General features: G+C 48.5%; 25 protein-coding genes and 1 tRNA gene. 4 read left to right on the top strand and 22 right to left on the bottom strand.

The features are described 5' to 3' along the window. Positions 1–502: 502 nt before the first annotated feature. The 11 genes from ACTHS4_RS04455 to ACTHS4_RS04405 form a co-directional block, all read right to left on the bottom strand. Positions 503–928, bottom strand: a complete 426-nt coding sequence (locus ACTHS4_RS04455; protein ID WP_070826683.1) for a F0F1 ATP synthase subunit epsilon — start codon at positions 926–928, stop codon at positions 503–505. Between the two features lie 10 nt (positions 929–938). Continuing rightward, a complete protein-coding gene (atpD, locus tag ACTHS4_RS04450; RefSeq protein WP_003683789.1) occupies positions 939–2,336 on the bottom strand; it encodes a F0F1 ATP synthase subunit beta in 1,398 nt (465 codons plus the stop codon). A 38-nt stretch (positions 2,337–2,374) separates the two neighbouring features. Continuing rightward, positions 2,375–3,250, bottom strand: a complete 876-nt coding sequence (gene atpG, locus ACTHS4_RS04445; RefSeq protein WP_070826682.1) for a F0F1 ATP synthase subunit gamma — start codon at positions 3,248–3,250, stop codon at positions 2,375–2,377. A 24-nt stretch (positions 3,251–3,274) separates the two neighbouring features. Then, positions 3,275–4,822, bottom strand: coding sequence for a F0F1 ATP synthase subunit alpha (gene atpA, locus ACTHS4_RS04440; protein ID WP_070646547.1), 1,548 nt, complete (start codon positions 4,820–4,822; stop codon positions 3,275–3,277). A gap of 10 nt (positions 4,823–4,832) precedes the next feature. Next, complete coding sequence (locus tag ACTHS4_RS04435; RefSeq protein WP_070826681.1) at positions 4,833–5,366, bottom strand: F0F1 ATP synthase subunit delta; 534 nt, start codon at positions 5,364–5,366, stop codon at positions 4,833–4,835. A gap of 4 nt (positions 5,367–5,370) precedes the next feature. Beyond that, positions 5,371–5,841 carry a F0F1 ATP synthase subunit B gene (locus ACTHS4_RS04430; protein WP_004464459.1) on the bottom strand — a complete coding sequence of 157 codons (471 nt, stop codon included), beginning with the start codon at positions 5,839–5,841 and terminating at the stop codon, positions 5,371–5,373. A gap of 73 nt (positions 5,842–5,914) precedes the next feature. Beyond that, positions 5,915–6,151: a F0F1 ATP synthase subunit C gene (atpE, locus tag ACTHS4_RS04425; RefSeq protein WP_003748101.1), complete on the bottom strand. Its 237-nt coding sequence runs from the start codon at positions 6,149–6,151 to the stop codon at positions 5,915–5,917. Between the two features lie 64 nt (positions 6,152–6,215). After that, a complete protein-coding gene (gene atpB, locus ACTHS4_RS04420) occupies positions 6,216–7,082 on the bottom strand; it encodes a F0F1 ATP synthase subunit A (RefSeq protein ID WP_003748099.1) in 867 nt (288 codons plus the stop codon). Further along, positions 7,072–7,425, bottom strand: coding sequence for an ATP synthase subunit I (locus ACTHS4_RS04415; RefSeq protein ID WP_049331704.1), 354 nt, complete (start codon positions 7,423–7,425; stop codon positions 7,072–7,074). Before ACTHS4_RS04415 ends, atpB begins: the two co-directional genes overlap by 11 nt. Positions 7,426–7,706: 281 nt before the next feature. After that, complete coding sequence (locus ACTHS4_RS04410) at positions 7,707–8,564, bottom strand: ParB/RepB/Spo0J family partition protein (protein WP_101755790.1); 858 nt, start codon at positions 8,562–8,564, stop codon at positions 7,707–7,709. A gap of 101 nt (positions 8,565–8,665) precedes the next feature. Further along, positions 8,666–10,447 carry a chorismate-binding protein gene (locus ACTHS4_RS04405; protein WP_440365541.1) on the bottom strand — a complete coding sequence of 594 codons (1,782 nt, stop codon included), beginning with the start codon at positions 10,445–10,447 and terminating at the stop codon, positions 8,666–8,668. A gap of 167 nt (positions 10,448–10,614) precedes the next feature. Here ACTHS4_RS04405 and ppk2 point away from each other — a divergent pair, with 167 nt between their 5' ends. Continuing rightward, positions 10,615–11,544: a polyphosphate kinase 2 gene (gene ppk2, locus ACTHS4_RS04400; protein WP_036492084.1), complete on the top strand. Its 930-nt coding sequence runs from the start codon at positions 10,615–10,617 to the stop codon at positions 11,542–11,544. A 52-nt stretch (positions 11,545–11,596) separates the two neighbouring features. Here the strand turns inward: ppk2 and ACTHS4_RS04395 are convergent, their stop codons facing one another. The 5 genes from ACTHS4_RS04395 to tpiA all read right to left on the bottom strand — a co-directional run bounded on the left by ACTHS4_RS04395 (position 11,597) and on the right by tpiA (position 13,975). Then, positions 11,597–12,031: a pyridoxamine 5'-phosphate oxidase family protein gene (locus ACTHS4_RS04395; protein ID WP_070826678.1), complete on the bottom strand. Its 435-nt coding sequence runs from the start codon at positions 12,029–12,031 to the stop codon at positions 11,597–11,599. Positions 12,032–12,085: 54 nt separating this feature from the next. After that, positions 12,086–12,643: a UbiX family flavin prenyltransferase gene (locus tag ACTHS4_RS04390; RefSeq protein WP_070826677.1), complete on the bottom strand. Its 558-nt coding sequence runs from the start codon at positions 12,641–12,643 to the stop codon at positions 12,086–12,088. A gap of 90 nt (positions 12,644–12,733) precedes the next feature. Continuing rightward, a tRNA-Leu gene (locus ACTHS4_RS04385) sits at positions 12,734–12,819 on the bottom strand. Positions 12,820–12,834: 15 nt separating this feature from the next. Continuing rightward, complete coding sequence (gene secG, locus ACTHS4_RS04380) at positions 12,835–13,194, bottom strand: preprotein translocase subunit SecG (protein WP_004519013.1); 360 nt, start codon at positions 13,192–13,194, stop codon at positions 12,835–12,837. Positions 13,195–13,201: 7 nt separating this feature from the next. Continuing rightward, complete coding sequence (gene tpiA / locus ACTHS4_RS04375) at positions 13,202–13,975, bottom strand: triose-phosphate isomerase (RefSeq protein WP_004519014.1); 774 nt, start codon at positions 13,973–13,975, stop codon at positions 13,202–13,204. 182 nt (positions 13,976–14,157) lie between these two features. Between tpiA and ACTHS4_RS04370 the strand changes: the two genes are divergently transcribed. Continuing rightward, on the top strand, positions 14,158–14,814 hold the full coding sequence (locus ACTHS4_RS04370; protein WP_070826676.1) for a protein-L-isoaspartate O-methyltransferase family protein: 657 nt from the start codon (positions 14,158–14,160) through the stop codon (positions 14,812–14,814). A 50-nt stretch (positions 14,815–14,864) separates the two neighbouring features. Beyond that, a complete protein-coding gene (locus ACTHS4_RS04365) occupies positions 14,865–15,194 on the top strand; it encodes a rhodanese-like domain-containing protein (RefSeq protein ID WP_003679997.1) in 330 nt (109 codons plus the stop codon). A gap of 55 nt (positions 15,195–15,249) precedes the next feature. Here the strand turns inward: ACTHS4_RS04365 and ACTHS4_RS04360 are convergent, their stop codons facing one another. The 5 genes from ACTHS4_RS04360 to ACTHS4_RS04340 form a co-directional block, all read right to left on the bottom strand. Next, positions 15,250–15,942: a hypothetical protein gene (locus ACTHS4_RS04360; protein WP_440365540.1), complete on the bottom strand. Its 693-nt coding sequence runs from the start codon at positions 15,940–15,942 to the stop codon at positions 15,250–15,252. Positions 15,943–16,121: 179 nt separating this feature from the next. After that, positions 16,122–17,369, bottom strand: a complete 1,248-nt coding sequence (fabF, locus tag ACTHS4_RS04355; protein WP_440365542.1) for a beta-ketoacyl-ACP synthase II — start codon at positions 17,367–17,369, stop codon at positions 16,122–16,124. Positions 17,370–17,530: 161 nt separating this feature from the next. Beyond that, positions 17,531–17,767 carry an acyl carrier protein gene (acpP, locus tag ACTHS4_RS04350; RefSeq protein WP_003679644.1) on the bottom strand — a complete coding sequence of 79 codons (237 nt, stop codon included), beginning with the start codon at positions 17,765–17,767 and terminating at the stop codon, positions 17,531–17,533. Positions 17,768–18,056: 289 nt separating this feature from the next. Further along, on the bottom strand, positions 18,057–20,690 hold the full coding sequence (locus ACTHS4_RS04345) for a DEAD/DEAH box helicase family protein (RefSeq protein ID WP_440365539.1): 2,634 nt from the start codon (positions 20,688–20,690) through the stop codon (positions 18,057–18,059). 10 nt (positions 20,691–20,700) lie between these two features. Continuing rightward, the gene (locus ACTHS4_RS04340; RefSeq protein WP_141761486.1) at positions 20,701–22,434 is read right to left on the bottom strand and encodes a site-specific DNA-methyltransferase; all 1,734 of its coding nucleotides are present in this window, start codon (positions 22,432–22,434) and stop codon (positions 20,701–20,703) included. Between the two features lie 66 nt (positions 22,435–22,500). Here ACTHS4_RS04340 and ACTHS4_RS04335 point away from each other — a divergent pair, with 66 nt between their 5' ends. Continuing rightward, positions 22,501–22,656: a hypothetical protein gene (locus ACTHS4_RS04335; RefSeq protein WP_371460174.1), complete on the top strand. Its 156-nt coding sequence runs from the start codon at positions 22,501–22,503 to the stop codon at positions 22,654–22,656. A 281-nt stretch (positions 22,657–22,937) separates the two neighbouring features. Here ACTHS4_RS04335 and ACTHS4_RS04330 read toward each other — a convergent pair whose 3' ends face one another. Then, positions 22,938–24,953, bottom strand: a complete 2,016-nt coding sequence (locus ACTHS4_RS04330; protein WP_070826673.1) for a prolyl oligopeptidase family serine peptidase — start codon at positions 24,951–24,953, stop codon at positions 22,938–22,940. Positions 24,954–25,037 lie beyond the last annotated feature (84 nt).

Raw genomic sequence — 25,037 nt, 5'->3', positions numbered from 1 at the left:
TAATTAGGAGCGGAAATAGACGAAAACCTGTTTTGGAGTTTCAGCTGTCGAAGGAAGGGCTTTTTTGCAAAGGTCTCATTGGGTAAGGGAAAAGGCAAAGGTCTCAACCTGTGTTTAGGTTTCAGTTGTTGGGGGGGAGGAATTTTGCAAAGGTCTCAGGCCGTCTAAAACTTTTCAGACGGCCTGTTTATACAAGAGCTTCCGCAAATTCTAATATTTTCAATACTGATCAATTCAGATCTGTTGCAGTAGCAATAAATTAGGAATCATCCAATCTATTTTTTGAGGATAAAAAGATTGGGGGGGCTATTTTAAATGTGAATCACAAGGCTAACTGCTTCAATAATGATCCGCCAACAATTTAGTCATAAAAGCCGGTTCTAGCGTTTCGATTTCAAGTTTGCCATCTACTCGTCTGTCGACATTTCAATATCAAGCCGCTTATCTTCAAGAAAATAAAAAAGCACAACATTTCGTTGTGCTTTTTCTTGATGAACCCACATTACTTGTTTTTTTGCGAACGAAGGTAATCCAAAGTTTTCAGCTGGGCAATGGCTGCTGCCAATGCTTTGTGCGCTTCGGCCAAAGATTTTTCGTCTCTAGCTTCATTAACACCTGTTTCGGCTGCTTTTTTAGCTGCTTCAGCACGCGCCTGATCCATTTCTGTACTGCGAACGGCAACGTCTGCCAATACGGTAATCTTATCAGGCTGTACTTCTAAAACGCCACCGGAAACGGCAACCAGCACTTCTTCAGCTTCACCCGGAACAGTCAAACGCAATGCTCCGGGGCGTACCAAACTCATAATCGGCTCGTGTCGTGGATAAATACCAAGCTCACCTTGAACGGTCGGAACCACCACAAAGCTGGCCTCGCCCGAATAGATGTTTTGCTCGCTACTAACCACTTCAACTTGCATGGTGCTCATGCCGGCCTCCTTAGTTTAAGGTTTTCGCTTTCTCAGCCGCTTCTTCGATACCGCCTACCATGTAGAACGCTTGTTCAGGCAGATGGTCGTATTCGCCGTTCAAGATGGCTTTAAAGCCGGCGATGGTGTCACGCAATGAAACGTATTTGCCTGGAGAACCGGTAAATACTTCGGCAACGTGGAACGGTTGAGACAGGAAGCGTTGGATTTTACGGGCACGCATCACAGTCAGTTTGTCTTCGTCAGACAATTCGTCCATACCCAGAATGGCGATAATGTCGCGCAATTCTTTGTATTTTTGCAAAGTAGACTGTACACCGCGCGCTACGTCGTAGTGCTCTTGACCCAATACCATCGGATCCAATTGGCGTGAAGTAGAATCAAGCGGGTCAACTGCCGGGTAAATACCCAAAGATGCAATGTCACGGCTCAATACGACGGTCGCGTCCAAGTGGGCGAAAGTTGTCGCTGGAGACGGGTCAGTCAAGTCATCCGCAGGTACATATACGGCTTGGATGGAAGTAATGGAACCGGTTTGGGTAGAGGTAATACGCTCTTGCAAACGACCCATTTCTTCAGCCAATGTCGGTTGGTAACCCACTGCAGAAGGCATACGGCCCAACAGTGCAGATACTTCGGTACCGGCCAGAGTGTAACGGTAGATGTTGTCAACGAAGAACAATACGTCGCGACCTTTACCGTTTTCGTCTTTTTCGTCACGGAAGTATTCAGCCATAGTCAAACCGGTCAAAGCAACGCGCAGACGGTTGCCCGGAGGTTCGTTCATTTGGCCATACACCATGGCTACTTTATCCAATACGTTGGAATCTTTCATCTCGTGGTAGAAGTCGTTACCTTCACGGGTACGTTCACCCACACCTGCGAACACGGACAGACCGCTGTGCGCTTTGGCGATGTTGTTGATCAATTCCATCATGTTCACGGTCTTGCCCACACCGGCACCACCGAACAGACCTACTTTACCGCCCTTAGCAAACGGACACAGCAAGTCGATCACTTTAATACCGGTTTCCAGTAATTCGGTAGTTGAAGACAACTCGTCGAATTTTGGAGCAGTTTGGTGAATGGCACGGCTCTTGTCGGTATCGATCGGACCTGCTTCATCAACAGGCGTACCCAATACGTCGACAATACGACCCAATGTACCTTTACCTACCGGCACAGTGATTGGCGCACCAGTATTGCTTACAGACATGCCGCGTTTCAGGCCGTCTGAACTACCCATTGCAATAGTACGGACAACGCCGTCACCCAGAAGCTGTTGAACTTCCAGAGTCAGACCGTTCTCGTCCAATTTCAGGGCATCGTAAACATGCGGGATAGCGTCGCGTGGAAATTCCACGTCAACCACCGCACCAATAACTTGTACGATTTTGCCTTGGCTCATTATCGTATCCTAATTTCCTGTTCAGGCTTCAGACGGCATTAAACTGCCGCTGCACCTGCTACAATTTCTGACAATTCTGTGGTAATCGCGGCTTGACGCGATTTGTTGTACACCAAGCGTAATTCTTTAATGGCATTGCCTGCGTTGTCGGTTGCAGCTTTCATCGCTACCATACGCGCGGCTTGTTCAGATGCCATGTTGTCGCTCAATGCCTGATAAACCACAGACTCTAAATAGCGGCGAACCAAATATTCCAATACGGCGATAGGACTCGGCTCGTAGAGGTATTCCCAAGTAAATGAAGAATGACCTGTTCCATCGTCAATAACGTTTTCACCGATAGGCAGCAAAACTTCCATACGCGGCTCTTGGCGCATTGTATTGACGAAACGTGAGTAAACCATATGGATACGGTCTAATTCATGCTTCTCATAACGTTGGAAGATTTCGGTCAGAGGGCCGAGCAGCAATTCCATTTTTGGGGTATCACCCAAATTGGTTGCGCTGGCAATAACATTCAAACCGATGCTTTGGCATGCAGCCAAACCTTTACTACCCAGGCACACGACTTCGACTTCGATGCCTTGTTCCTGATACTCTTGAACTTGCGCCAAAAACTTTTTCAGTACGTTTGCGTTCAAGCCACCGCACAAACCTTTATCCGAGGTAATCAAAATGAAGCCGACACGACGCACTTCACGGTGCGGCTCCAACAATTTGATACCATGATCGGCATTAGTCTGTGCAAGATGGCTCATCACTGTACGCACTTTTTCGGCGTACGGACGCGCTAAGCGCATCCGGTCTTGAGTCTTCCGCATTTTAGAGGTCGACACCATTTGCATCGCTTTAGTGATCTTTTGGGTATTTTGAACACTACGGATTTTGGTGAGAATCTCTTTTCCGACTGCCATTTCAGACTCCTTTCATCTCAATACTTATGCTTGGTAAGCGTAAGAAGATTTGAAAGATTTCATGGCTTCGGTCAATGCTTTTTCGCTTTCGTCAGACATTGCGCCTGATGCATTAATCGCTTCCAGAACGTCAGGATGTTGCGTACGTACGAAACTCAAGAATTCTGCTTCGAAAGCCAAGGCTTTGGATACCGGAACATCTGCGTAAGAACCGTTGTTGATCGCCCACAAAGTCAATGCCATTTCGGCAGTGTTCAATGTGCTGAATTGTTTTTGTTTCATCAATTCAGTAACCACTTCACCGTGTTGCAGCTGTTTGCGTGTTGCTTCGTCCAAATCGGAAGCAAATTGCGAGAACGCTGCTAATTCACGGTACTGTGCCAACGCCAAACGGATACCGCCACCCAGTTTTTTGATAACTTTGGTTTGTGCTGCACCACCTACGCGCGATACGGAAATACCGGCATTGATTGCAGGACGGATACCGGCGTTGAACAAGTCGGTTTCCAAGAAGATTTGGCCGTCTGTAATCGAGATTACGTTGGTTGGTACGAATGCTGATACGTCACCGGCTTGGGTTTCAATAATTGGCAACGCAGTCAGAGAACCGGTTTTGCCTTTTACTTCGCCATTAGTCAGTTTTTCAACTTCGTTTTCGCTGACGCGGGCTGCACGTTCCAACAGACGGGAGTGCAGATAGAATACGTCGCCAGGATATGCTTCACGGCCAGGAGGACGGCGCAACAGCAGGGAAATTTGACGGTATGCAACGGCTTGTTTAGACAAGTCATCGTATACGATCAGTGCATCTTCACCACGGTCACGGAAGAATTCACCCATGGTACAACCGGAGTAAGGAGCGATGTATTGCAGCGCAGCGGCTTCAGAAGCAGTTGCAGCAACCACGATAGTATGTTCCATCGCGCCATGCTCTTCCAATTTGCGTACTACGTTGGCAATAGAAGATGCTTTTTGACCGATAGCCACATAAATACAGATAACGCCTGTACCTTTTTGGTTAACGATGGCATCCAGTGCTACGGCAGTTTTACCAGTTTGACGGTCACCAATGATCAACTCACGTTGGCCACGACCAACCGGAACCATAGAGTCAATGGCTTTCAGGCCGGTTTGCATTGGTTGGTCAACCGATTTACGCGCAATCACACCTGGTGCAATTTTTTCGATTGGAGCAGTCAATGTTGTGTTGATTGGACCTTTACCATCGATAGGACGACCTAATGCATCAACCACGCGGCCAACCAGTTCACGACCGATCGGCACTTCCAAAATACGGCCGGTACAGGTAACTGTATCGCCTTCTTTAATGTGTTCGTACTCACCCAACACTACGGCACCGACGGAGTCACGCTCCAAGTTCATGGCTAGACCGAAAGTGTTACCGGGGAATTCGAGCATCTCACCTTGCATCGCGTCTGACAAGCCATGAATGCGCACAATGCCGTCTGTAACAGAAACAACGGTACCACGGGTACGTACTTCTGCATTGACGGACAGATTTTCGATTTTGGCTTTAATCAAATCGCTAATTTCAGCAGGATTAAGCTGCATGAAAACTCTCCTAATTTGTCATAGTCGCATACAAAGCATTCAGTTTGCCTTGTACGGACAAATCCAAGACCTGATCACCCACTTCTACTTTGATGCCGCCGATTAATTCAGGGGCAACTTTAGCTACCACATCCAATTTGCTGTTGAAGCGTTTTGTCAGGATATCGGTAACATCGGCCAGCTGCTGAGAACTGAGCTCATACGCGCTGTAAATTACTGCCGATTTCGTACTGTTGTGTATCAAGGTCAAATCTTGATATTGGGCATAAATTTCCGGCAATACTAGCAAACGCTTTTGCTCGGCCAAAACGGTAATGAAATTTGCCAATTCGACATTTTTGATACCGACAAGACCTTTGAGCGTTTCTGCTTTTTCGGAAGCTCCTGTTTCCGGTTGCTCGATGAGCGCAATGACTTTCTCATCTTGAACAACCGCTGCGAGTTCTTTCAGTTCGCCCAACCAAGACTCGATTTGGTTTTTTTCCTGAGCCAGACTAAATAATGCTTTCGCATAAGGTCTGGCAATCGTTGCGAACTCTGCCATAAGATTACAGCTCCTGTTTTAAGGTACTGAGCAAATCTGCATGTTTGGAAGCATCAACTTCTTTACGCAAGATAGATTCCGCACCTTTAACAGCCAGTGTAGCAACCTGTTCGCGCAACACTTCGCGCGCACGGTTAACTTCTTGCTCTACATCAGCTTTTGCTTGGGCTGCAATGCGTGCTGCTTCATGAGAAGCTTGCTCTTTGGCTTCTTCTACAATTTTTGCAGCACGTTTTTCGGCGTTGGCAACCATTTCGGTTACCTGATTACGCCCTTCGGCCATAAGTTCTGCAACTTTTTTCTCTGCCTGCTCAAAATCGCTCTTACCGCGCTCGGCAGCAGCCAAGCCCTCGGCGATTTTTGCGGCACGCTCATCCAATGCTTTGGCAATCGGAGGCCATACGAATTTCATCGTAAACCAAACCAAGCCAAAGAAAACTAGGATTTGCGCAAATAAGGTTGCATTAATATTCACGTTACTTAACCTTCGTATCTGGGTTAATCAAACAGACGGCAAGCCTGTATCTGAACGGATCGCTCCGTCTTGATTACGCACCACCAAACGGGTTAACGAAGGCGAACAACAGGGCAATAGCCACACCGATCAAGAAAGCCGCGTCGATCAGACCAGCGATCAAGAACAGTTTGGTTTGCAGAGGACCGATCAGCTCAGGTTGGCGAGCAGAAGATTCCAAGTATTTAGAACCAACCATTGCGATACCGATAGAGGCACCCAATGCGCCCAAGGCAACGATCAAACCACATGCGATAGCAATCAAACCCATTTTTAAACTCCTTAAAATAGTAAAGGTTAAACTACAAAAAACAAACTACAAAAAAACTACTTGATTAGTGTGCATCATGCGCCTGTCCGATATATACGAACGCCAACGCCATGAAAATAAATGCCTGCAAGGTGATGACCAAAATGTGGAAAATCGCCCAAGCCAAACCGGCAATCAGGTGGAACACAAATAAAATCGGATCCAAAGTTTCAACACTACCGGTTGACGCCCATGCACCGCCCAACAGAGCGATCAACAGGAACACCAGCTCGCCGGCATACATATTACCAAACAACCGCATACCGTGGGATACGGTTTTGGACAAAAACTCTACCAAGTTCAGCAGGAAGTTGGCTGGAGCAAGCCACGGACCGAAAGGTGCGCAGAACAACTCGTGAATCCAACCGCCAAGGCCTTTTATTTTGACATTGTAGTAAATACAGATCAGCAATACGCCAATCGCCAGAGCCAAAGTCGTATTCAAGTCAGCTGTCGGCACGACGCGCAACAGAGCATGATGATTACCGGTAATGCCTTGCCATGCCATCGGCAGCAAATCAACCGGCAGCATATCCATGGCATTCATCAAGAGAATCCAGACAAATAAGGTCAGACCCAACGGGGCAACGGCTTTACGCGATTGTTCGTTATGGATAATGCTTTTACACATGTCATCCACGAATTCGAACAGAATTTCAACAGCCGCTTGGAAACGACCGGGAACACCGGCCGTCGCTTTTTTGGCACCGCGCCACAAAAGGAAGCTGCCGATTACGCCCAACAGAACGGCAAAAAAGATTGCATCAAGGTTAATGAACGAAAAATCAGCAATGTTTTTCAGTCCTTGACCCTGAGTAACATCCGACATACTGGTCAAGCTTTGCAAGTGGTGCTTGATGTAGTCGGCAGCGGTCATAGTTTCACCTGCCATAGTGTTTCACTCTCAACAATACTAAAAAAACCAAATGACTGACGCCAAGAAACGCCAATAAAAATGGGTAAAATACCAGTGATCGATGCCATATCGCAAAAACGACCAACATAGATACCAGCGACAGCACTACTTTTAAAACCTCTCCGCCGATAAACATCGAACTTTGCAGATCGGGATTTCGTCGGGAAAACTTTAAAAGTAAAACTGCAACTAGGGTAGGCAAAATGTACGAAAATCCTCCCGCCAAAGCAGAGAGGAAGCCGGGCAATCCGGAAAATAATGCACAAACAACTGAAATTATTAACAATACAATCACTTGCAATGGGACTATCTGATTCATTGTACTTTGTACCCCAAAAAGCAAGGCAGGCTAATATAATCAAGAAGTTTGTTAACGTCAAGCAATATGTTAATCTTTGTGAACCTTTCACAAATAAATGATTAACACATATAAAACAAATCTTTGCTGGAATGGAGTTTAACACAAATTACATGTTGTTACATAGATTTTACAGAAGATTTTGATTTGTATTGTAAACATTTATACGCTCTACGCTTTTTCAAAAATTGAGGCCGTCTGAAAAGCTTTTTTTCAGACGGCCTGTTCTGTTTATAAAGCCGTTAGAACGCTTGATTGATGCCCAACTGCTTCAGCAAATATTCGAATGTTTCCGGCGTATCAAAATGCAGCACGATTTTGCCTTTTTTCTGATTGCTGGTTTTGACTTCGGCATTAACGCCCAAATGCTCGGTCAATGCATCATTGATGCGGCGGATATCCGGGCTGATGGTTTTGGCTGCTTCGGGCTTGGCTTTTTGATGCGCCAATTGGCTGCGGCGTTCTACTTCGCGCACCGACCAGCCGTTTTTGACGGCTTTTTGCGCCAACTCCAATTGATCGACCACATGCAAGGTCAGCAACGCACGGGCATGACCCATTTCCAGACGGCGTTGGTAAAGCATTTCCTGAACCGGCTCAGGCAGGCCCAGCAGGCGCAGGCTGTTGGAGATGGCGCTGCGGCTTTTACCGACGGCTTTTGCGATGGTTTCGTGGGTCAGGCCGAATTCGTCGGCGAGGCGTTTCAAACCTTGCGCCTCTTCAATCGGATTGAGGTTTTCACGTTGCAGGTTTTCAATCAAACCCATGGCCAACGCGGTTTCGTCACTGATGGTTTTGATGACGACGGGAATTTCGGTCAAACCGGCTAACTGGGAAGCGCGCCAACGGCGTTCGCCGGCAATCAATTCATATTGAGACAGACCACGTTCGCGTACGATAACCGGCTGGATAATGCCTTGCGCTTTAATGGAGTCGGCCAATTCCTGCAAGGCTTCGTCATCCATTTGCACACGCGCCTGATAGCGGCCGGGCTGAATATCGGCGATGGCAACCGTTGTCAGGCGGTCGCTACTGCTGCTGTCCACCGCATTGGATATTAGCGAATCCAAACCGCGTCCCAATCCTTTTGCTTTTGCCATATTGTTTTCCCTTTCAGACGGCCTCAATGTTGAAATGACGTATTCTATCGGATATTGCCGCTTTACGACAATTTGAATCACGATGATTTGACCCTCGCTATTTATTTACGGAGCGAAACCGCAAACACACCCCTTAAAGCATTGCTCAAGCGGATTTCTTCCGCATTTTCCAACATAGAACGCGAGATGTGGGTTTCTTTGATTGTATCCGCACCTAAAAGCCGCGGCTGCTTCAATACCGCTTGGCGCATTACCCCATTCAAAATATCCAAATCCAAAGACGGCGTAAGCCATTGTCCCTGATATTTGATAAACACATTGCTTCTTCCGCCCTCCAACAACAGGCCGTCTGAATTGAAAAACAAGCTGTCAAATGCGCCCTGCCCTTCTGCCGTTTTCCACGCTTGGTCAAACATTTCACGGCGCGTGGTTTTGAAACGGCGCAGATAATCGCGTTGGCTTAATGTGTGCTCACTCAAGATGACGTATTGTTGTTCACTCAATTCAGAAACAGCCGCATGGCTCAATGCGAGGCCGTCTGAAAACAAGGCGGCTTTGACTCTAAATAACCCTCTTGGCAACGCATCTATATAATGTTGGATTTGCTCTATTGCGTTTTCAGGCCAAGTCAGGTTGAGTGCTTGCGCCGAGCTGTTCAGACGGCCCAAATGCAAATCAAGCAACCGGCATTGTTTGTCTTCCACGCGCATGGTTTCAAAAATACCAAAATCAGGCCGCAAGTCATTGAGAAAGCGCGCCTTCCAACCGCACTCGCGATATTCGGCCTCCGGATCGCTATCAATCACAATCCCCGAACCTACACCATAAACACCTTGATAAAGGCCGTCTGAAACCGGCTTCAGAGATAAAGTACGGATCACGACATTGAACACACCTTCAAACCCCAAACCCGTATCACACGGATGCAAAAAGCCAATGCTGCCTGTGTACAAACCGCGCGGCTCAAATTCAAGGGACTCAATAATCTGCATACTCATGCGTTTGGGTGCGCCGGTGATACTGCCGCACGGGAAGGCTGCGCGGATAATATCGGCAACCGAAACATCAGCCAGCGCCTGCGCTTCGATGGCACTGGTCATCTGCCAAACCCTGCCGAAACGGGAAACTTTAAACGGTTCAGGCACGCGTACTTTGCCTGTCTGCGCGATTTTGCCGAGGTCATTGCGCAACAAGTCGACAATCATCACATTTTCGGCGCGGTTTTTCGGGTCGTTTTGCAATTCAACGGCACGGCGTTCATCTTGCCCATCGTGAAGAATCGGCGCAGTGCCCTTCATCGGCTCGGTTGTAATCAGGCCGTCTAAATCGATTTTGAGGAAAAGTTCAGGAGAAAAACACAAAGTCCACGCCTCCTGCCCTACCCCGTCGGGCAGACAAGACAAAACGGCATACGGCACAGGCTGGCGCAAGCGGCGGTAAAGCTGGATCGGATTGCCGTAAGTTTGCAGGTGCAGGCGTGCGGTGTAATTGATTTGATAGGTATCGCCGCGGCGGATGGCTTCGTGGATTTGACGGATATGCTCGAGATAATCGGCTTCGGATACGGAGAATCGGGGAGTAGAAATACCTGCCTCAAGGCCGTCTGAATGATTGGCCAGCCAGCTTTCGGCATCGATTTTGGAACAATCGGCAAACCAGTGCAAACGCAGACTGCCACTGCGGCCAGATGGAATATCCATCAGCGGCAACCCAAATTCGTAGTCTGCAAACAACACTGCATGCAAACCCTTTTTCCAGCCGGCTTGCAAAATACTTGTTAACGAATCCAGTTCGTTATGATAAAACCGATGGCTTTCTACATGATTTTGATAGAGTTTTGCTCGGCCGCTCACGGCATCGTCGAACAGGGCGAAATAAGGCATGATGTATGATACAAATAGGCTGATTATACGCTGGTTTTACAAAAATTATCAAACAAGTCGGAAAAAATCGCTTATGTGTAATTTTATGTAGGCTAACACAGCATAAAGAGGTAAAATCAAGTCATACCACACCATATCATTTAAAACTTAATCGATAAGGAGACTTTATGGCAGACCACCAATTAGAACCGTTCGAGAATGTTGAACTGGGCGAGAAACAAGACCAGCTGCAAGTATTCGAAAAGGCTGTTTTGGAACACGAAGGACGCGGCACTGACGAAGATTCCAGCAGCGCACCGCTTCCTGCCAACTACCCGTACAAACAACGTATGCGTCGCTCTGTTTACGAAAAAGAAAAACAGAAGCTGCAAATCGAATTGTTGAAAGTACAAAGCTGGGTTAAAGATTCCGGTCAGCGTATCGTCAGCCTGTTTGAAGGCCGCGACGCAGCCGGTAAAGGCGGTACCATCAAACGCTTTATGGAACATTTGAATCCGCGCGGCGCACGCGTTGTCGCACTGGAAAAACCGACTACTACCGAACGCGGCCAATGGTATTTCCAACGCTACATCCAAAACCTGCCGACCGCAGGCGAAATGGTATTCTTCGACCGCTCATGGTACAACCGTGCAGGCGTAGAACGCGTAATGGGCTTCTGCGAACCCAACGAATACCTGCTCTTTATGCGTCAAACCCCTGAATTGGAACGTATGCTTGTTGCCAGCGGCATCCATCTGTTCAAATTCTGGTTCTCCGTATCCCGCGAAGAACAACTCCGTCGCTTCATCTCCCGTCGTGACGACCCACTGAAACACTGGAAACTGTCCCCTGTGGATATCCAGTCACTCGACCGCTGGGACGACTACACCGAAGCCAAAAACGCTATGTTCTTCCACACCCACACCGGCGACGCGCCTTGGGTCATCATCCGTTCCGACGACAAAAAACGTGCACGTTTGAACTGTATCCGCTACTTCCTGCATCAACTGGACTATCCGGGCAAAGACGTGAAAGCCATCGGCAAAGTGGACGATAAAATTGTCTTGATTCCCGACACGCGTTACAAAGAAAAAACCGTAGACATCGGACACGATTAATTCTTAAAGCATCAAAGGCCGTCTGAAATTTCATCTTTCAGACGGCCTTTTCTTAATCCTCACGATTCCAATACGTTTTTTGTGCGAATACCAATTTATTGTCAGTGAATTTTACATTATCCAAATTCAACACCCAGACATCACTTTTCATCACTCGAGCAGCAGGATGCGCTTTGTAAAATAAAGACTGCGCCGCTTTCAAATCCGCTTCATCTTCAATCAAAGCGGCAGTCGCCGCAAACTGAACACCGCTGATTTTCGTGATACTGTCAGGCTGTCCGGCAATGGTGCCGGCTACTTTGGCAGAACGGCTCATCAGTCCGCCATGCTTTGTTTTCAAAGAAGTCAGCACAATCAGGCGGGCATTGGCTTCATCAAACACATAAAAACAACAAGCCGCCCAAACTTCGCCGTCTGCCGCAGCGGCAATACTGACGACATGATGATTGCTCAAAAATTTAACGATATTGGTAGGAATCGCTTGCATGATTTTTATCCTCTTTCTCAGTGTATTAAATTTATTTTCAGGCCGTCTGAAACATCAGCCCTGCCAGCGCGGCGCATCGGTTTGAAAAATACCGAACAAGTCCAAAGCATGAGACACGCTGTGTGTAATCATATCTTCGATGGATTCGGGCTTCTGATACAGAGCCGGAACGGGAGGAAACACGATACCGCCCATCTCTGTCACACGGCGCATATTTTCAATGTGCGCCAAGTTTAACGGCGCTTCACGCACCATCAACACCAGCTTGCGCCGCTCTTTCAACGTTACATCCGCCGCACGGCTGAGCAAATTATCGGCAAATCCATGAGCAACCGAAGCCAAAGTTTTCATTGAACACGGCGCAATCAACATTCCATCCGTCAAAAACGATCCGCTGGCAATACTTGCCCCGACATTACGGACGGAATGCACGACATCTGCCAAAGCATAAACGTCTTCTTTAGTGTAATCCGTTTCCAAAGCGCGGGTCATTTCCGCCCCTTGCGAAACCACCAAATGCGTTTCTACCTGATGCTCACGCAAAAGCTGCAAAGCCTTCACGCCATACTGAAAACCGCTGGCACCGCTGATGCCGACAACCAAACGCTTCATTGTATTTCCCTGTCTCGGCCTAAAAATAAATGAAAGGCAGATTCTCAAGACGAAAAAATAACCGCTAAAAAGCGGTTAGATTTTCTAATGTGGTGCCGACAGCGAGATTTGAACTCGCACAGCCTACGGCCACTACCCCCTCAAGATAGCGTGTCTACCAATTCCACCATGTCGGCATAAATTAAATTGTCTTACTGCTGCTGAGGATTCGGTGCAACAGGAGTTGTATTGTTTTGTGCAGGCGTTGCAGGCTTAGGAGCTTGCTGGGTCTGCTTCACATCGCTGAAGTCTAAACCATGCTTACTGGAGTGGGTGTGAATATACACCATTGCCATGCAAGTCGCAAAGAAAAATGTTGCAGCAACGGCAGTCGAGCGGCTGAGAAAATTGGCATTACCGGCAGAACCGAATACGCCTTGCGCGCTACCGCTGCCGGAACCGAATGTTGCTCCGGCATCCGCACCTTTACCGTGTTGCAGCAATACTAACACGATTACGAATAGAGCGGAAATAATATTAATAATCCAGATAAGGGTTTTAAAGGCTTCCATATGTTTTCTACGAGGCTTGTGCTGCGTTGATGATGGCGGTAAAGGAGTCATATGATAATGACGCGCCACCAACCAATGCGCCGTCTACATGAGGTACTGCGAAGATGTCGGCTGCGTTATCCGCTTTCACACTTCCGCCGTAAAGAACGCGGATTTTAACATCGCTTCCGCACAAAGACAAGATTTCTTTGTAGATAAATGCGTGCATGTCGGCGATTTGTTCGACGGTGGCGACTTTGCCTGTACCGATCGCCCAAACCGGCTCGTAGGCAACGGCGATGTTTTTGGTGTTTAAACCTTGCAGGATGGAAAGCTGGTGGGCAATGACTTCGTGTTCTTTACCGGCTTCGCGTTCTTCCAAGCTTTCTCCGACGCACAACAATGGAATCAGGCCGACGTTGAGGACGTTTTCCATTTTGCGGCGTTGGATTTCGTTTTTCTCGCCGAAATAAAGGCTGCGCTCGGAGTGGCCGATGAGGACGATGTCTGTACCGATGTCGGCAAGCATTTCGGCGGACACTTCGCCGGTGTACGCGCCGTTATTCGGGAAACGGCTCACGTCTTGCGCACAGGTCAAGATACGGTTGTTCAAAACAATCTGCATGGCGTTGTGCAGTTGCAACAGATAAACGGTCGGAGCGGCCAAGCCGATTAACACGCGTTCTGCGGTTGGCATGACACGGAAGCGGTGCATAAGCGCATTGTTGTTTTGGAGTCGGCCGTTCATTTTCCAGTTGCCGATAACCCATTTTTGGTCCCACATTCCGATTTGGTGATACATCTTTATTGCTCCGTGTGTTGGTTGTTGCTTGTTGTAGCGTGGTGTAATGTGAAAGTTTAGTGGATATATGTGCGCTTGGCAATTATTAACAAGCCTTGAGGCCGTCTGAAAGATGGCACACTCTCCGACAAGGATTTATAATGTATGTTTCGATAAAATTAAGAATTGAACGGAGCACAAATATGGACTTTGAAAAAGCGCGTTTCAATATGGTTGAACAGCAGATTCGTCCGTGGGATGTCTTGGATTTCGACATTTTGGATGCTTTGGAGGAGATCGGGCGCGAACATTTCGTCGGCGAGGCTTTTCAAGGCTTGGCCTATGCGGATATGGAGCTGCCGCTGGCCAACGGCCATAAGATGTTGGAACCCAAAGTCGTTGCCCGCCTAGCTCAAGGTTTGAAACTGAAAAAAGACGAAACCGTCTTAGAAATCGGTACAGGCTCAGGCTATGCAACCGCCCTGCTGTCCAAATTAGCCGGCAAAGTCGTCACCGACGACATCGATGCCGAGCAGCAGCAACGCGCCAAAAAAGTTTTGGACGAATTGGGCTTTGCTAACGTCGATTATGTGCAAAACAACGGCCTGACCGAAGCATCGCAAGGCGCGCCTTTTGATGCGATTTATGTGGGCGGCGCAGTAGACAGCGTGCCTGAAATCTTAAAAGAGCAATTGAAAGACGGCGGCCGCATGGTGGTCATTGTCGGTCGCAAACTGGTACAACGCGCGCTTTTGCTGACGCGTAACGGCAACGAGTTTTCCGAAAAGGTATTGTTCGACACCGTCGTAGCACACTTGGAAGACAAATCGGCCAATCCGTTTGGCGATTTCGATTTTTAAACAACAGGCCGTCTGAAAATTCAGACGGCCTCATGCTTTTACCCAACCCTATGACCGACATCATCCAACTCTCACCCACCGAATTGAAACAATGGCAGGACGAAGGCCGCGCATTTCACCTGCTCGACGTCCGCACTGATGAAGAACGCGCCATCTGCACCCTGCCCGCTGCCATTCATATTCCGATGAACCTCATCCCCCTGCGTCAAAACGAGCTGCCCGACGACGATTTGCCCATTGTCGTTTACTGCCACCACGGCATCCGCAGCCTGCACACGGCAATGTATCTAGAAGACGCCGGATTTGAAAACCTTTACAACCTGCAAGGCGGTATTGATGCTTGGGCAATGCAGGTGGACAGCAAAATGATGCGGTATTGAATCGGTTTTATCAATAAAAGGCCGTCTGAAACTGGATTTCAGACGGCCTTTGCAATTATTTCACAAACCGTGCATCTGCCATAAACGGCCGTGTAGCAGCCGGTTTGGCGGAATAGAAGCGGGAGAAAGTGCTGTCGATTTTAGTCTGTATCGGCTTACCGTCCAATGTTGCCGATGCTTCCAATTTCACGCCACCGCCACTGGTTTCGCCCAATTTCATATTTGGCAACGTCAGTTTGGCAATATTGAGTTTCACATTTTCCACTTTGGTATCGGGAGACATCAGCTGTTTGCCGACCGGACGGATTTTTTCACCCTCATCATGAGGCGCAGCACCACCGTTATCGTCAACCACGCCGATATTAATCAATCGGGCAGCTGCCAAATCCATCTTGCCGTTTTTAACCGGAATACCAACAAACAGTTTTACGCCGCGATGAATGAACGTATTGTCCCGCCACTGAGTTTGGCCCTCTTTCGGCGGTTTGGTTTCTGCCGCCACCGAATAAGTACGGCCCATAATCATCAATTTATAACCTGGAATTTTTTTCGAACCGAATCCATCGGTAATGTCTTCGACCAGTTGCGGCGCAGTCAGGGTTTCGTTTGCCAAAATACGGGCTGAAGTTTCTGCCAGATGGGCAGGCTTGCCGTCTATGGTCAATGCCTGTTCATGGCCGAAATCAGACGCAAATGCGGGCACGGCGGCCAGTGCAGCGGCCAATGCTAGAATACGAATAGTTTTCATTGCAGACTCCTTAAAAATGTAATTGGGTTGATTACCCGATAAAATTCGGGCGATATTGATAGGAGTCGATATTTTTATATAAATGATACAGATTATCAAGAATATTTGTATTTTAAAATAAAAAAGGCCGTCTGAAACTTAGTTTCAGACGGCCTTTTCAATCTACTTAAAACCTTCTATCAGTCTTTGAAGCGTTTGAATACCAATGTGCCGTTGGTACCGCCAAAGCCGAAGGAATTGGAGATGGCAACGTCGATTTTCGCATCGCGTGCTTCATTGGCGCAGTAGTCCAAATCGCAACCGGCTTCAACGTCTTGTTCAAAGATATTGATAGTCGGTGGAGATTTTTGCTCGTATACCGCCAACACGCTGTACAACGCTTCCACACCGCCGGCCGCGCCAAGCAAGTGGCCGGTTATGGATTTGGTGGAGTTAACGATGACCTTGCGCGCATGACCGCCCAAAGCGCGTTTGAGGGCTTTGGTTTCGTTGGCATCGCCTAAAGGAGTCGATGTACCGTGTGCGTTAACGTAATCAACGTCTTCAGGATTCAGACCGGCATCTTTCAGGGCGCGGGTAACGGCCAATGCAGGACCTTCTTCGTTAGGCGCGGTAATGTGGTAAGCATCGGAGCTCATACCGAAGCCGACGATTTCGGCGTAAATTTTCGCACCGCGTTTTTTCGCATGTTCCAATTCTTCCAACACCAGCACGCCAGCGCCTTCGCCGATAACGAAACCGTCACGGCCTTTGTCCCACGGACGGGAAGCGGTAGCAGGGTCGTCGTTGCGGGTGGAAAGTGCTTTCATGGCAGCAAAACCACCAACGCCCAAAGTGCTGATCGCGCCTTCTGCACCGCCGGCAATCATCACATCCGCGTCGCCGTATTTAATCAGTCGTGCAGAGTCACCGATGGAGTGTGCGCCGGTCGTACAGGCAGAAACCATACCGTAGCTCGGGCCGCGGTAGCCTTTGAGAATAGTGACGTGGCCGGAAATCAGGTTAATCAGCGAGCCTGGGATAAAGAAAGGATTGATTTTGCGCGCGCCGCCTTCGATGACGGCTTTACCGGTCGCTTCAATGCTCGGCAGGCCGCCGATACCGGAGCCGATATTGACACCGACGCGGTCTTTGTCGAGGGTTTCCAAATCGTCCAAGCCTGAATCATTAATGGCCTGCAGGGCGGCGGCAATACCGTAGTGGATGAACACGTCCATACGGCGCGCTTCTTTCGCGCTGATGTATTGGCCGATGTCGAAATCGCGAACTTCGCCGGCGATTTGGCTGTTGATGTCGGATGCGTCAAAGCGGGTAATCCGTCCGATGCCGCTTTTGCCTGCGAGCAGATTGCTCCATGCGGTGGCGACGTCGTTGCCGACCGGTGATACTTGGCCAAGACCTGTGATGACTACTCTTCTCTGACTCATGATAATCTCGCTGTTGGTTGTCGGGATTTTCGCGGCAGCCTTGCTCTTTTTCTTCGTAAAACGGGCAAAACTCATGCCGTCTGAAATTTCAGGGGTTTAATAATAAGGTAAAAGCCTCTATTGCGATGGCGCAGCAGAGGCTGGATGTTTGGTGCGACCGATTAGCCTTGGTGGGCGTTGATGTAGTCGATAGCCAATTGTACGGTAGTGATTTTTTCAGCGTCTTCATCAGGGATTTCGCAGCCGAAAGCTTCTTCCAAAGCCATCACCAGTTCTACGGTGTCCAGAGAGTCAGCACCCAAATCGTCTTGGAAAGAAGATTCGTTTTTCACTTCGGCTTCGTTTACGCCCAGTTGTTCAGCAACAATTTTTTTAACTTGTTGTTCGATGTTTGACATGTCAGTCGTTCCTTTTCGCCTTGCGGCAGGTTGTTTAAGGGAAATGATTCGTCGGTATTGTACCGAATTCGGATAGAGTTTTCCATCTAATCCTGCATTTTAGCACAGATTATTCAGTAAAAACCTGTTGTTGCGCATATTAGCATAGGCTGATTTTAACCTACAAGCGGGAATTTGTTTTTGTTTGATATCATAGGGTTAAGTTTGATTATCGTGAATCGTGGCCGTCTGAAAACCCTAATATCGGCTTCTCAAACGGCTTTAATGCAATTTCAAATATTTCCTCCAATTATTTTTCCAAACTGCCCACATCATCCGTCTCACGATATTCCAGCCCGTCCAATGCCGCAAAATGCCGCTTGCCGCATTCGATTTTCAGCCTCTCATTTTGGCGTAGTTTGTCCGTATCCACACCAGCCTGAATGCCTTTGCCAGTATTTTTGGTTTCTGCAACAAAGTACACTTTGCCCTGAACCTGTTTTACCACTGCCCAATCGGGATTGTAATTGCCCAGTGGGGTAGGGATTTTGAACCAGCCGGGTAGTTTGAAATAAAACGCTACACCGCCTTCATGGTCAGCATCATAATGCTCGCAATCGGCGGCAAAGTTTTTTTCCGTCCCGGAATCCAATGGGATATAGTTTTCGCAAATGGTTTTTTGCGGATTACTTACTGCAAATGTAAAGCTGTTCTCATAAAACTCAATGCCTTCACGAACCATATTTTCCAACAGCTTTTGGTCATACACTTTGCCGGTTTGTTCATACTCGATTCCTGCCGCCATCAACGCGTACAGACTGCGGTTTACCGCTTCGGCGGCAAGGTCGATAAAGCGTTGCGGATTACCAGTTACATCTTTCAGACGACCCGACTGTGTGATGATTTCGTACACCGTGCGCCGCGTCAGCCCTGTCTTTTTTTGGATCTCGCCGAGTATGTCCGGGATTTCCCATTGAACGTCCATTTCGCGGCTGCGGCTGGCAATTTCGACTGTTTCGATACCGTAGGTTTGTGATTGTTTCAATTGTGCCTTGCGGACGCGGATTCTCGGCTTTTGGATTTCTGGCAGGTTTGCCACTGCTTCCGAAGCCTGTTTGATCAATTCTTCCGTATCAAAGCGCACCCGGTAGCGCGTTTTGTATTTCAACCTCTCCCAAATTGCCTGAAATTCGGGATCAAGCGGAAAATCTTTGCGAAATAGCTGTTTTTTCTTCTTGTTGCCGTTTTTGATGTTTTCGGCGGCAAATTTAATACCGCATTCATCTTCGTATTCTTTTTGCAGATTTGCGGCAAATAATTCGTAGCTTTCGTTCGGCACTACAGTCAGTATGTTCACTTTTTCATCGCGCACGCGCCGTCCTTCCTGATTGACGGCTATACGCAGCCCGCGCCCGATTTCCTGCCGCTTTTTCAGCGGCGAGCGGGTTTCGTTGAGCGTGCAGATTTGGAATACATTGGGGTTGTCCCAGCCTTCTTTCAGCGCGGAATGGGAAAAGATAAAGCGCAGCGGGCTGCCGAAGGAAAGCAGGGTTTCCTTGTCGCGCATAATCAGGCGGTAGGTATCGTTGTCCGCCTGCGTTGTGCCATCGGTGTTTTTCAGACGACCTTTCTTGTCTTGTGAGAAATAGCCGTCGTGTACGCCCGCCGTATCGGTGTTGCCTGCAAGCTCTCGATAGATTTCTTCAAACCAAAGGGCAAACTTGCCTGCTGTTCCGTCTGCCGCACGGTAATTCTCTACGCGGTCGATGAAAAACAGCGACAACACCTTAATCCCCAGCGGATTCAGCCGTTTCTCCTTCGCCAAATGCTCCCTTACCGTTTCGCGGATTTGGTTTTTCATGATTTCATCGCGCACCGCGTCGCCGTCTCCGCCGCGCGTAATGGTTTTACCGCTTGAGCACGCCAATTCCTGATTCTCGAAATCCATGCCGTCAATGATGAAACCGTGGCGGTAGGCTTCGTTGCCGCCCGATTTTTCAAACAAATCGTCTCCATATTTGACGGATACCTTTTTCTTCTTGGTTTCTTTCTTATCCTGATAATGAATGTTCAAATCGGCTTTCAGACTGCCTTTGGCCGCCTGTTTCACTTCCAGCAGCTCCGCAAATGCGCCGTTCACATCGTTTTCCGCCAATACCGGTAAAACTTCAATCTGTTTGACCAGCTTCAAATTGTATGCCTGCACGGGATTCAGGCTGTAAACCTTGTGGTACGGTTTTTTATGCGTTGCCGAATAGCGCAGGGTAAAAAGCGGATTGAGCGATGCCAAGGCGTTCAGACAGCCTTCCGTTTCCATATTCTGCGGCTCGTCGATAATAACGATAGGACACGTTTCCTGAATAAACTTAATCGGCGCTTCCCCGCTTTCGTTTACCTTATTGATAACGTTTCCATCTTTTTCAAACGACTGGATGTTGATCACCAAAATCTCGATGTGGTCGTTTACCGCAAAAGCGCGCAAGTCCGACAGCCGGCCGCTTGAATATTCCGCATAACGCATCACGGGCCTGCCAAACACCCCGTCAAAATGCGCCTTCGTAATTTCCAGGCTTTTCAACACGCCTTCTCGTATCGGTACGCCCGGCACGACAATCACAAATTTCTTCCAGCCATAACTGCGGTTCAATTCGTAAATCGTGCGCAGATAGACATAGGTTTTGCCCGTCCCCGTTTCCATTTCCAGGGAAAAATTCAGCCCGTGTGCGCCGATTTCCGTTTCAGGCTGTCCGTTTTGCTTTTGCACCGCATTCAAATTCCGGCCTAGCGTTTCCCAATCCAAATCCAAGCCGTTGCCGACAAACCGCCCTGTCCCCTGACTGGTCAAATCAAATGTCCGGGCATGGTTCGGTTGCCCTGCAAAAAGGTTCGCAACGGCATTTACCGCATCAAGCTGATAGGGCAGTTCTTCAAATTTCAGTTCCATCGTTTTCTCCCTACACACACTCGAACATCACGCCCGCGTCCTTCATCTGCAATACAGTATTGCTTTTAAGCGCGTCGTCGCCCTCGAACAGCCTGTCCAATGCCGCTACCTTGACGGGATGCTTCGCCAGCACGGCATCAATCAAACCTTGATCCACACGTTCCAGCAGGAAAGCGTACAGCCCGCCCGTATCCTCGTCTTCCACGAAATATACGCCGTCTGAAAACGAAACCTTGCAGGTCAGCTTCAAACCCATACGCAGCATCAATTCGTAGAGCAGATTTTCAGACGGCGTTTCAGACAGCACGGAATCGATATTCAACGACAATTCGCGTTGCAGGGCTTCCGTATCGGCCTGCTCGGGCTGCCGCCATTGTTTGAAACCGCTTTCGGCAAGTTTGAAAACTTTGAAACCAGTATCTATTCCTGTTCCGTCTTGAAGGCCGTCTGAAATCTGCCTGCCCGCGCGGCGGATGCGTTCTTTGGCGATTTCGGCAATATTCTTAGGCAAATCATGCTCTTCTAAAAATTCCATTGCTGCTAAGATGATCTTCTTAGCTTTGTTTGATGTGGCTTGTCGCGTATCCAATTCTTCAGGTAATTGAATCGATAACCAACGAATATTTTTCTGATTTTTTGCATTCAAATCATAAACAGCATGAGCCAGCGTTCCACTACCTGCAAAAAAATCTAAAACTGTAAAATGGTTATCTTGGCAAATGGATAAAAATGATTTGATCAATTCCAAAGGTTTAGGATTGGAAAAGACTGTTATTTCTGTTTCAAACATTCGTTTCAAATTATCGCTATCTTTGCGCGTTTGCATTTTAAAATAGGCACGCAAAACATCTAATCGCTCTGTACTTACATAAGTTTTTTTTGCTGGTAAACTATCATCATTTTCTGGAAAATGTATTAAGTTATCTTTTTTCCACTCCTCCCATGTCTCTATATTACAGCTCCATCCTCTGCTTGGTATTTTGCAAGGGTTTCCAGTTTTGGGATTTATCCTAACATCTGTAGCCCCTGATGATTGTGGGTCATCAATCGGTCCTATTCGATAAATACCATGTTCATCACAAAATTTATAATTAGCGATATTGTCATCGGCTAGTTGATTTTTCTTGTAAAATTTTTGCAATTCTTCTTCAACAATGTTTTTCCCTTGTGAGAAATTCTTCTCAAATATTTTAAGTAATTCCGCATAGATTGGATTTTTTATTCCATAATTCTCAGCTTTAGCACTTTCAAAATTTTTAGTATACACAAGGCAGTATTCATGTGCCGTTGAAACAATATAAGGATCATTTTTTGGAGTCCCCTCTACTACAATACAAGCTACAAAATTCTCCGCCCCAAACACTTCATCACACAGCAATTTCAACTGTGCCTGTTCGTTGTCGTCAATGCTGATGAAAATCACGCCGTCTTCGCGCAGCAGGGTTTTCGCCAGATGCAGGCGCGGCAGCATCATGGAGAGCCAGTTGCTGTGGTAATGGCCGCTGTCTTTGCCGTTTTTGCGCCACGCCCCTTGGAATACGCCGTCGCGCTTCAGGTAGCCCGCGTCGTCGGTATCGCCCACGCGGCGGGCGTATTCATCGCGGCTTTCAGAGAATTTGTCGGGATAGATAAAAGAATCGCTGCCGGTATTGTAGGGCGGGTCGATGTAAACCATCTTCACGCTGCCGGCGTAGGATTTTTGCAGGATTTTCAGGGCTTCGAGGTTTTCGGCTTCGATAAACACGTTTTGCGTGCCGTCAAAATTTGAGGATTCTTCTTTACAGGGAGCGAGGGTGCGGGAAGTGGGGCTTTGCAGGTTAAGATAGGCGGCGGTTTTGCCTGCCCAATCGAGTTGATAACGTTCGCCTGCGTCGGCAAGGTTTTCTGCGCCAAGGACGAGTTTGAGCTTCTCAAAGTCGATTTGGTCTTCGCAAAAGACTTCGGGAAAGATTTGTTTGAGTTTTAATATGTTGTTTTGTTTGAAATTATTTTCTAAATCGTGTATAATTTCGGTTCGGTTCGGTTCGGTTCGGTTCGGTTCGGTTCGGTTCGGTTGCCATAATTGCGTCTTCCATCAATGATTACTTACAAAGTGTCCATTTTATCGGGATATGTTGAAAGTTAAAAGAAAAGAAGGCCGTCTGAAAAACTTTAATATTCGTTTTTCAGACGGCCTTCTTTTCACTTGCCGAAACAAGAGTATTTTGTCTCTCAACTTTACAAAACGGTCAGTCCTGCTGCTTACTTCTACCCCAAAAACTCTTTCAAAAACAGCAATACGCAGGCCAGTTCATCGGCGGATTCGCGTTGCGTGCCGTTGCCGGTATGGCCGCCGCCGTCAGGCGAGTAGAGCCAAGATTGCGGCGAGGTTTCTCGCAGTTTGGCGTAGAACTTGAGCGCGTGGGCGGGATGGACGCGGTCGTCGCTGAGGCTGGTGGTAATGAGCGCTGGCGGATAATTGATGCCGTCTGAAAGATTGTGATACGGCGACAATTCGCCCAGCCAGCGTTTGCAGACTTCGTATTTTTGCGGATTGCCGTATTCGTCCGTCCAGCTTGAACCGGCGGACAGCAGCGGATAACGGATCATATCGGTCAGCGGCACTTCGCACACCAGCGCGCCTATGCTTTGCGGTTCGCGCACGAAGGCGGCGGCGGTAATCAGGCCGCCGTTGCTGCCGCCCTGCAAACCGATGTGTTTGGGCGAACTCATGCTGCGTTCGGACAAATCGCGCACGACTGCTAATAAATCATCAACGCTTTTGTGTTTGCTGATTCCCTGCGCCGCCTGATGCCAGCGCGGGCCGAATTCGCCGCCGCCACGGATGTTTGCCAATACAAAGGCATTGCCCTCTTCCAGCCAATATTTGCCGACACTGCCCAGATAATGCGGCAATTCGGGAATGCCGAAACCGCCGTAGGCATAAACCAAGGTCGGCGTGTCGAGCGTGGCGTTTTTGCCGACGTGGAAATAAGGAATGCGCTCGCCGTCGACCGAAGTCGTCCAAAACTGCTGCACGTTGATGCCGTCTGAATCAAACTGCTGCGGCTGACGGCGCATGACGGTCAGTTCCATCACGTTCAGATCCAATGCAAACAGTGTCAGCGGCGTGGTGAAATCGCTGGCGGCAAGGTAAACCACGTCGCCGCCCCACGGTTGGTCGGTCATTTCCAACGCGCCCGAAGGCAGGCGCGGCAGTTCGACTTCCTGCCATTTACCGTCGCTAAAGCGCCATGCTTTCAGACGGCCTTGTACGTTCTCCAGTAGGCTCGCCACGACAAAACGCTTGGTCGTTTCCACGCTTTCCAATGCCTGCGTTTCATCGGGCGCAAACAAAAGCTGCGCCGCGCCTAATTCGCCACGGTTTAATTTTACTGCCACCAATGCGCCGCTCGGATAGCTTTGGTTCGCTCGATTCCAGTCTTTGCGCAGCGTCAGCAAAAGATGTCCCGCCAGATAGCCAACTACGTCGCAATCATTGGGCAGGTTTAACGGTTTCGCCTCGCCTTCGGTCGACACCTGCAAATAGGTTTTGGTGTAAAAACCGTCCGATGCTTCAATCAAATCAATCGGCGAACCCTGCGGATCGAGATAACGCCACGCGTTCACCATCATGCTGTCTTCGGCAATTTGATACACCGGCAAGCTTTCCTCGAAACTCTTGCCGCGTTCCACCAGCCATACTTCGCGCGGATAGCCCGATTCGGTCAACTGGCGTTCGTCCCAAGCCGGACACACCCAAACGCTGTTTTCATCGCGCCACGACACATGGTTTTTGCCTGCCGGAAAGTGAAAACCGCCTTCTACCAACTCCCCTGCTTCCAAATCCACTTCCAGCGTGTACGCCGTATCGCCGCCCGATTTGCTCAGTGTCAACAGCGCGCGGTTGGGCTGTTCCACCAAGTGCGACACGCCGCCCAAATACACATCGTCGCCAAGCAATTCGTCGAAATCCTCCACTGAAAACAGGATTTTCCACTCAGGATAGCCGGAACGGTACGTCGCCGCGGTACATACGCGGTACACGCCCTTCGGATATTCCGCGTCCTGATGGAAATGGTACATCCGCGCGCGGTGTTCCTGACAAAACGGAATCTGCCGCGTGTCCTGCAACTGCGCCAAAATACCGTCAGACAATTCACGCGCCTTGTCATTTTCTAAAAAACGCGCACGCGTTTCGGCATGCGCCGCGGCGGCAAAATCTTGCGTTTCAGGAGATTCGAGGTTTTCAAAATGGAGATAGGAATCGGGGTAAGATTTCATAGGAAAAGGCCGTCTGAAAGATTGGGAAACGGAATTATAACGGCAAAATCAAAAAAGGCCGTCTGAAACCTGCATTTCAGACGG

This window comes from Neisseria sp. P0014.S009, assembly GCF_051958155.1.
GTDB classification, from domain to species: Bacteria; Pseudomonadota; Gammaproteobacteria; order Burkholderiales; family Neisseriaceae; genus Neisseria; species Neisseria flavescens_C.
Note: the sequence above shows the minus strand (reverse complement) of the source record. Positions and strands in the feature narration are given on the sequence as shown.

Bases quoted from the DNA above. Each gene is read 5' to 3' on its own strand.
- ACTHS4_RS04330 (WP_070826673.1), bottom strand. From the start codon at position 24,953: ATGAAATCTTACCCCGATTCCTATCTCCATTTTGAAAACCTCGAATCT.
- ACTHS4_RS04345 (WP_440365539.1), bottom strand. From the start codon at position 20,690: ATGGAACTGAAATTTGAAGAACTGCCCTATCAGCTTGATGCGGTAAAT.
- ACTHS4_RS04370 (WP_070826676.1), top strand. From the start codon at position 14,158: ATGGACTTTGAAAAAGCGCGTTTCAATATGGTTGAACAGCAGATTCGT.
- ACTHS4_RS04455 (WP_070826683.1), bottom strand. From the start codon at position 928: ATGAGCACCATGCAAGTTGAAGTGGTTAGTAGCGAGCAAAACATCTAT.
- atpA (WP_070646547.1), bottom strand. From the start codon at position 4,822: ATGCAGCTTAATCCTGCTGAAATTAGCGATTTGATTAAAGCCAAAATC.
- ACTHS4_RS04360 (WP_440365540.1), bottom strand. From the start codon at position 15,942: ATGAAAACTATTCGTATTCTAGCATTGGCCGCTGCACTGGCCGCCGTG.
- acpP (WP_003679644.1), bottom strand. From the start codon at position 17,767: ATGTCAAACATCGAACAACAAGTTAAAAAAATTGTTGCTGAACAACTG.
- ACTHS4_RS04390 (WP_070826677.1), bottom strand. From the start codon at position 12,643: ATGAAGCGTTTGGTTGTCGGCATCAGCGGTGCCAGCGGTTTTCAGTAT.
- ACTHS4_RS04435 (WP_070826681.1), bottom strand. From the start codon at position 5,366: ATGGCAGAGTTCGCAACGATTGCCAGACCTTATGCGAAAGCATTATTT.
- ppk2 (WP_036492084.1), top strand. From the start codon at position 10,615: ATGGCAGACCACCAATTAGAACCGTTCGAGAATGTTGAACTGGGCGAG.
- ACTHS4_RS04405 (WP_440365541.1), bottom strand. From the start codon at position 10,447: ATGCCTTATTTCGCCCTGTTCGACGATGCCGTGAGCGGCCGAGCAAAA.
- tpiA (WP_004519014.1), bottom strand. From the start codon at position 13,975: ATGTATCACCAAATCGGAATGTGGGACCAAAAATGGGTTATCGGCAAC.
- atpB (WP_003748099.1), bottom strand. From the start codon at position 7,082: ATGGCAGGTGAAACTATGACCGCTGCCGACTACATCAAGCACCACTTG.
- ACTHS4_RS04365 (WP_003679997.1), top strand. From the start codon at position 14,865: ATGACCGACATCATCCAACTCTCACCCACCGAATTGAAACAATGGCAG.
- atpD (WP_003683789.1), bottom strand. From the start codon at position 2,336: ATGAGCCAAGGCAAAATCGTACAAGTTATTGGTGCGGTGGTTGACGTG.
- ACTHS4_RS04410 (WP_101755790.1), bottom strand. From the start codon at position 8,564: ATGGCAAAAGCAAAAGGATTGGGACGCGGTTTGGATTCGCTAATATCC.
- secG (WP_004519013.1), bottom strand. From the start codon at position 13,194: ATGGAAGCCTTTAAAACCCTTATCTGGATTATTAATATTATTTCCGCT.
- ACTHS4_RS04395 (WP_070826678.1), bottom strand. From the start codon at position 12,031: ATGCAAGCGATTCCTACCAATATCGTTAAATTTTTGAGCAATCATCAT.
- atpG (WP_070826682.1), bottom strand. From the start codon at position 3,250: ATGGCAGTCGGAAAAGAGATTCTCACCAAAATCCGTAGTGTTCAAAAT.
- fabF (WP_440365542.1), bottom strand. From the start codon at position 17,369: ATGAGTCAGAGAAGAGTAGTCATCACAGGTCTTGGCCAAGTATCACCG.
- atpE (WP_003748101.1), bottom strand. From the start codon at position 6,151: ATGGGTTTGATTGCTATCGCATGTGGTTTGATCGTTGCCTTGGGCGCA.
- ACTHS4_RS04415 (WP_049331704.1), bottom strand. From the start codon at position 7,425: ATGAATCAGATAGTCCCATTGCAAGTGATTGTATTGTTAATAATTTCA.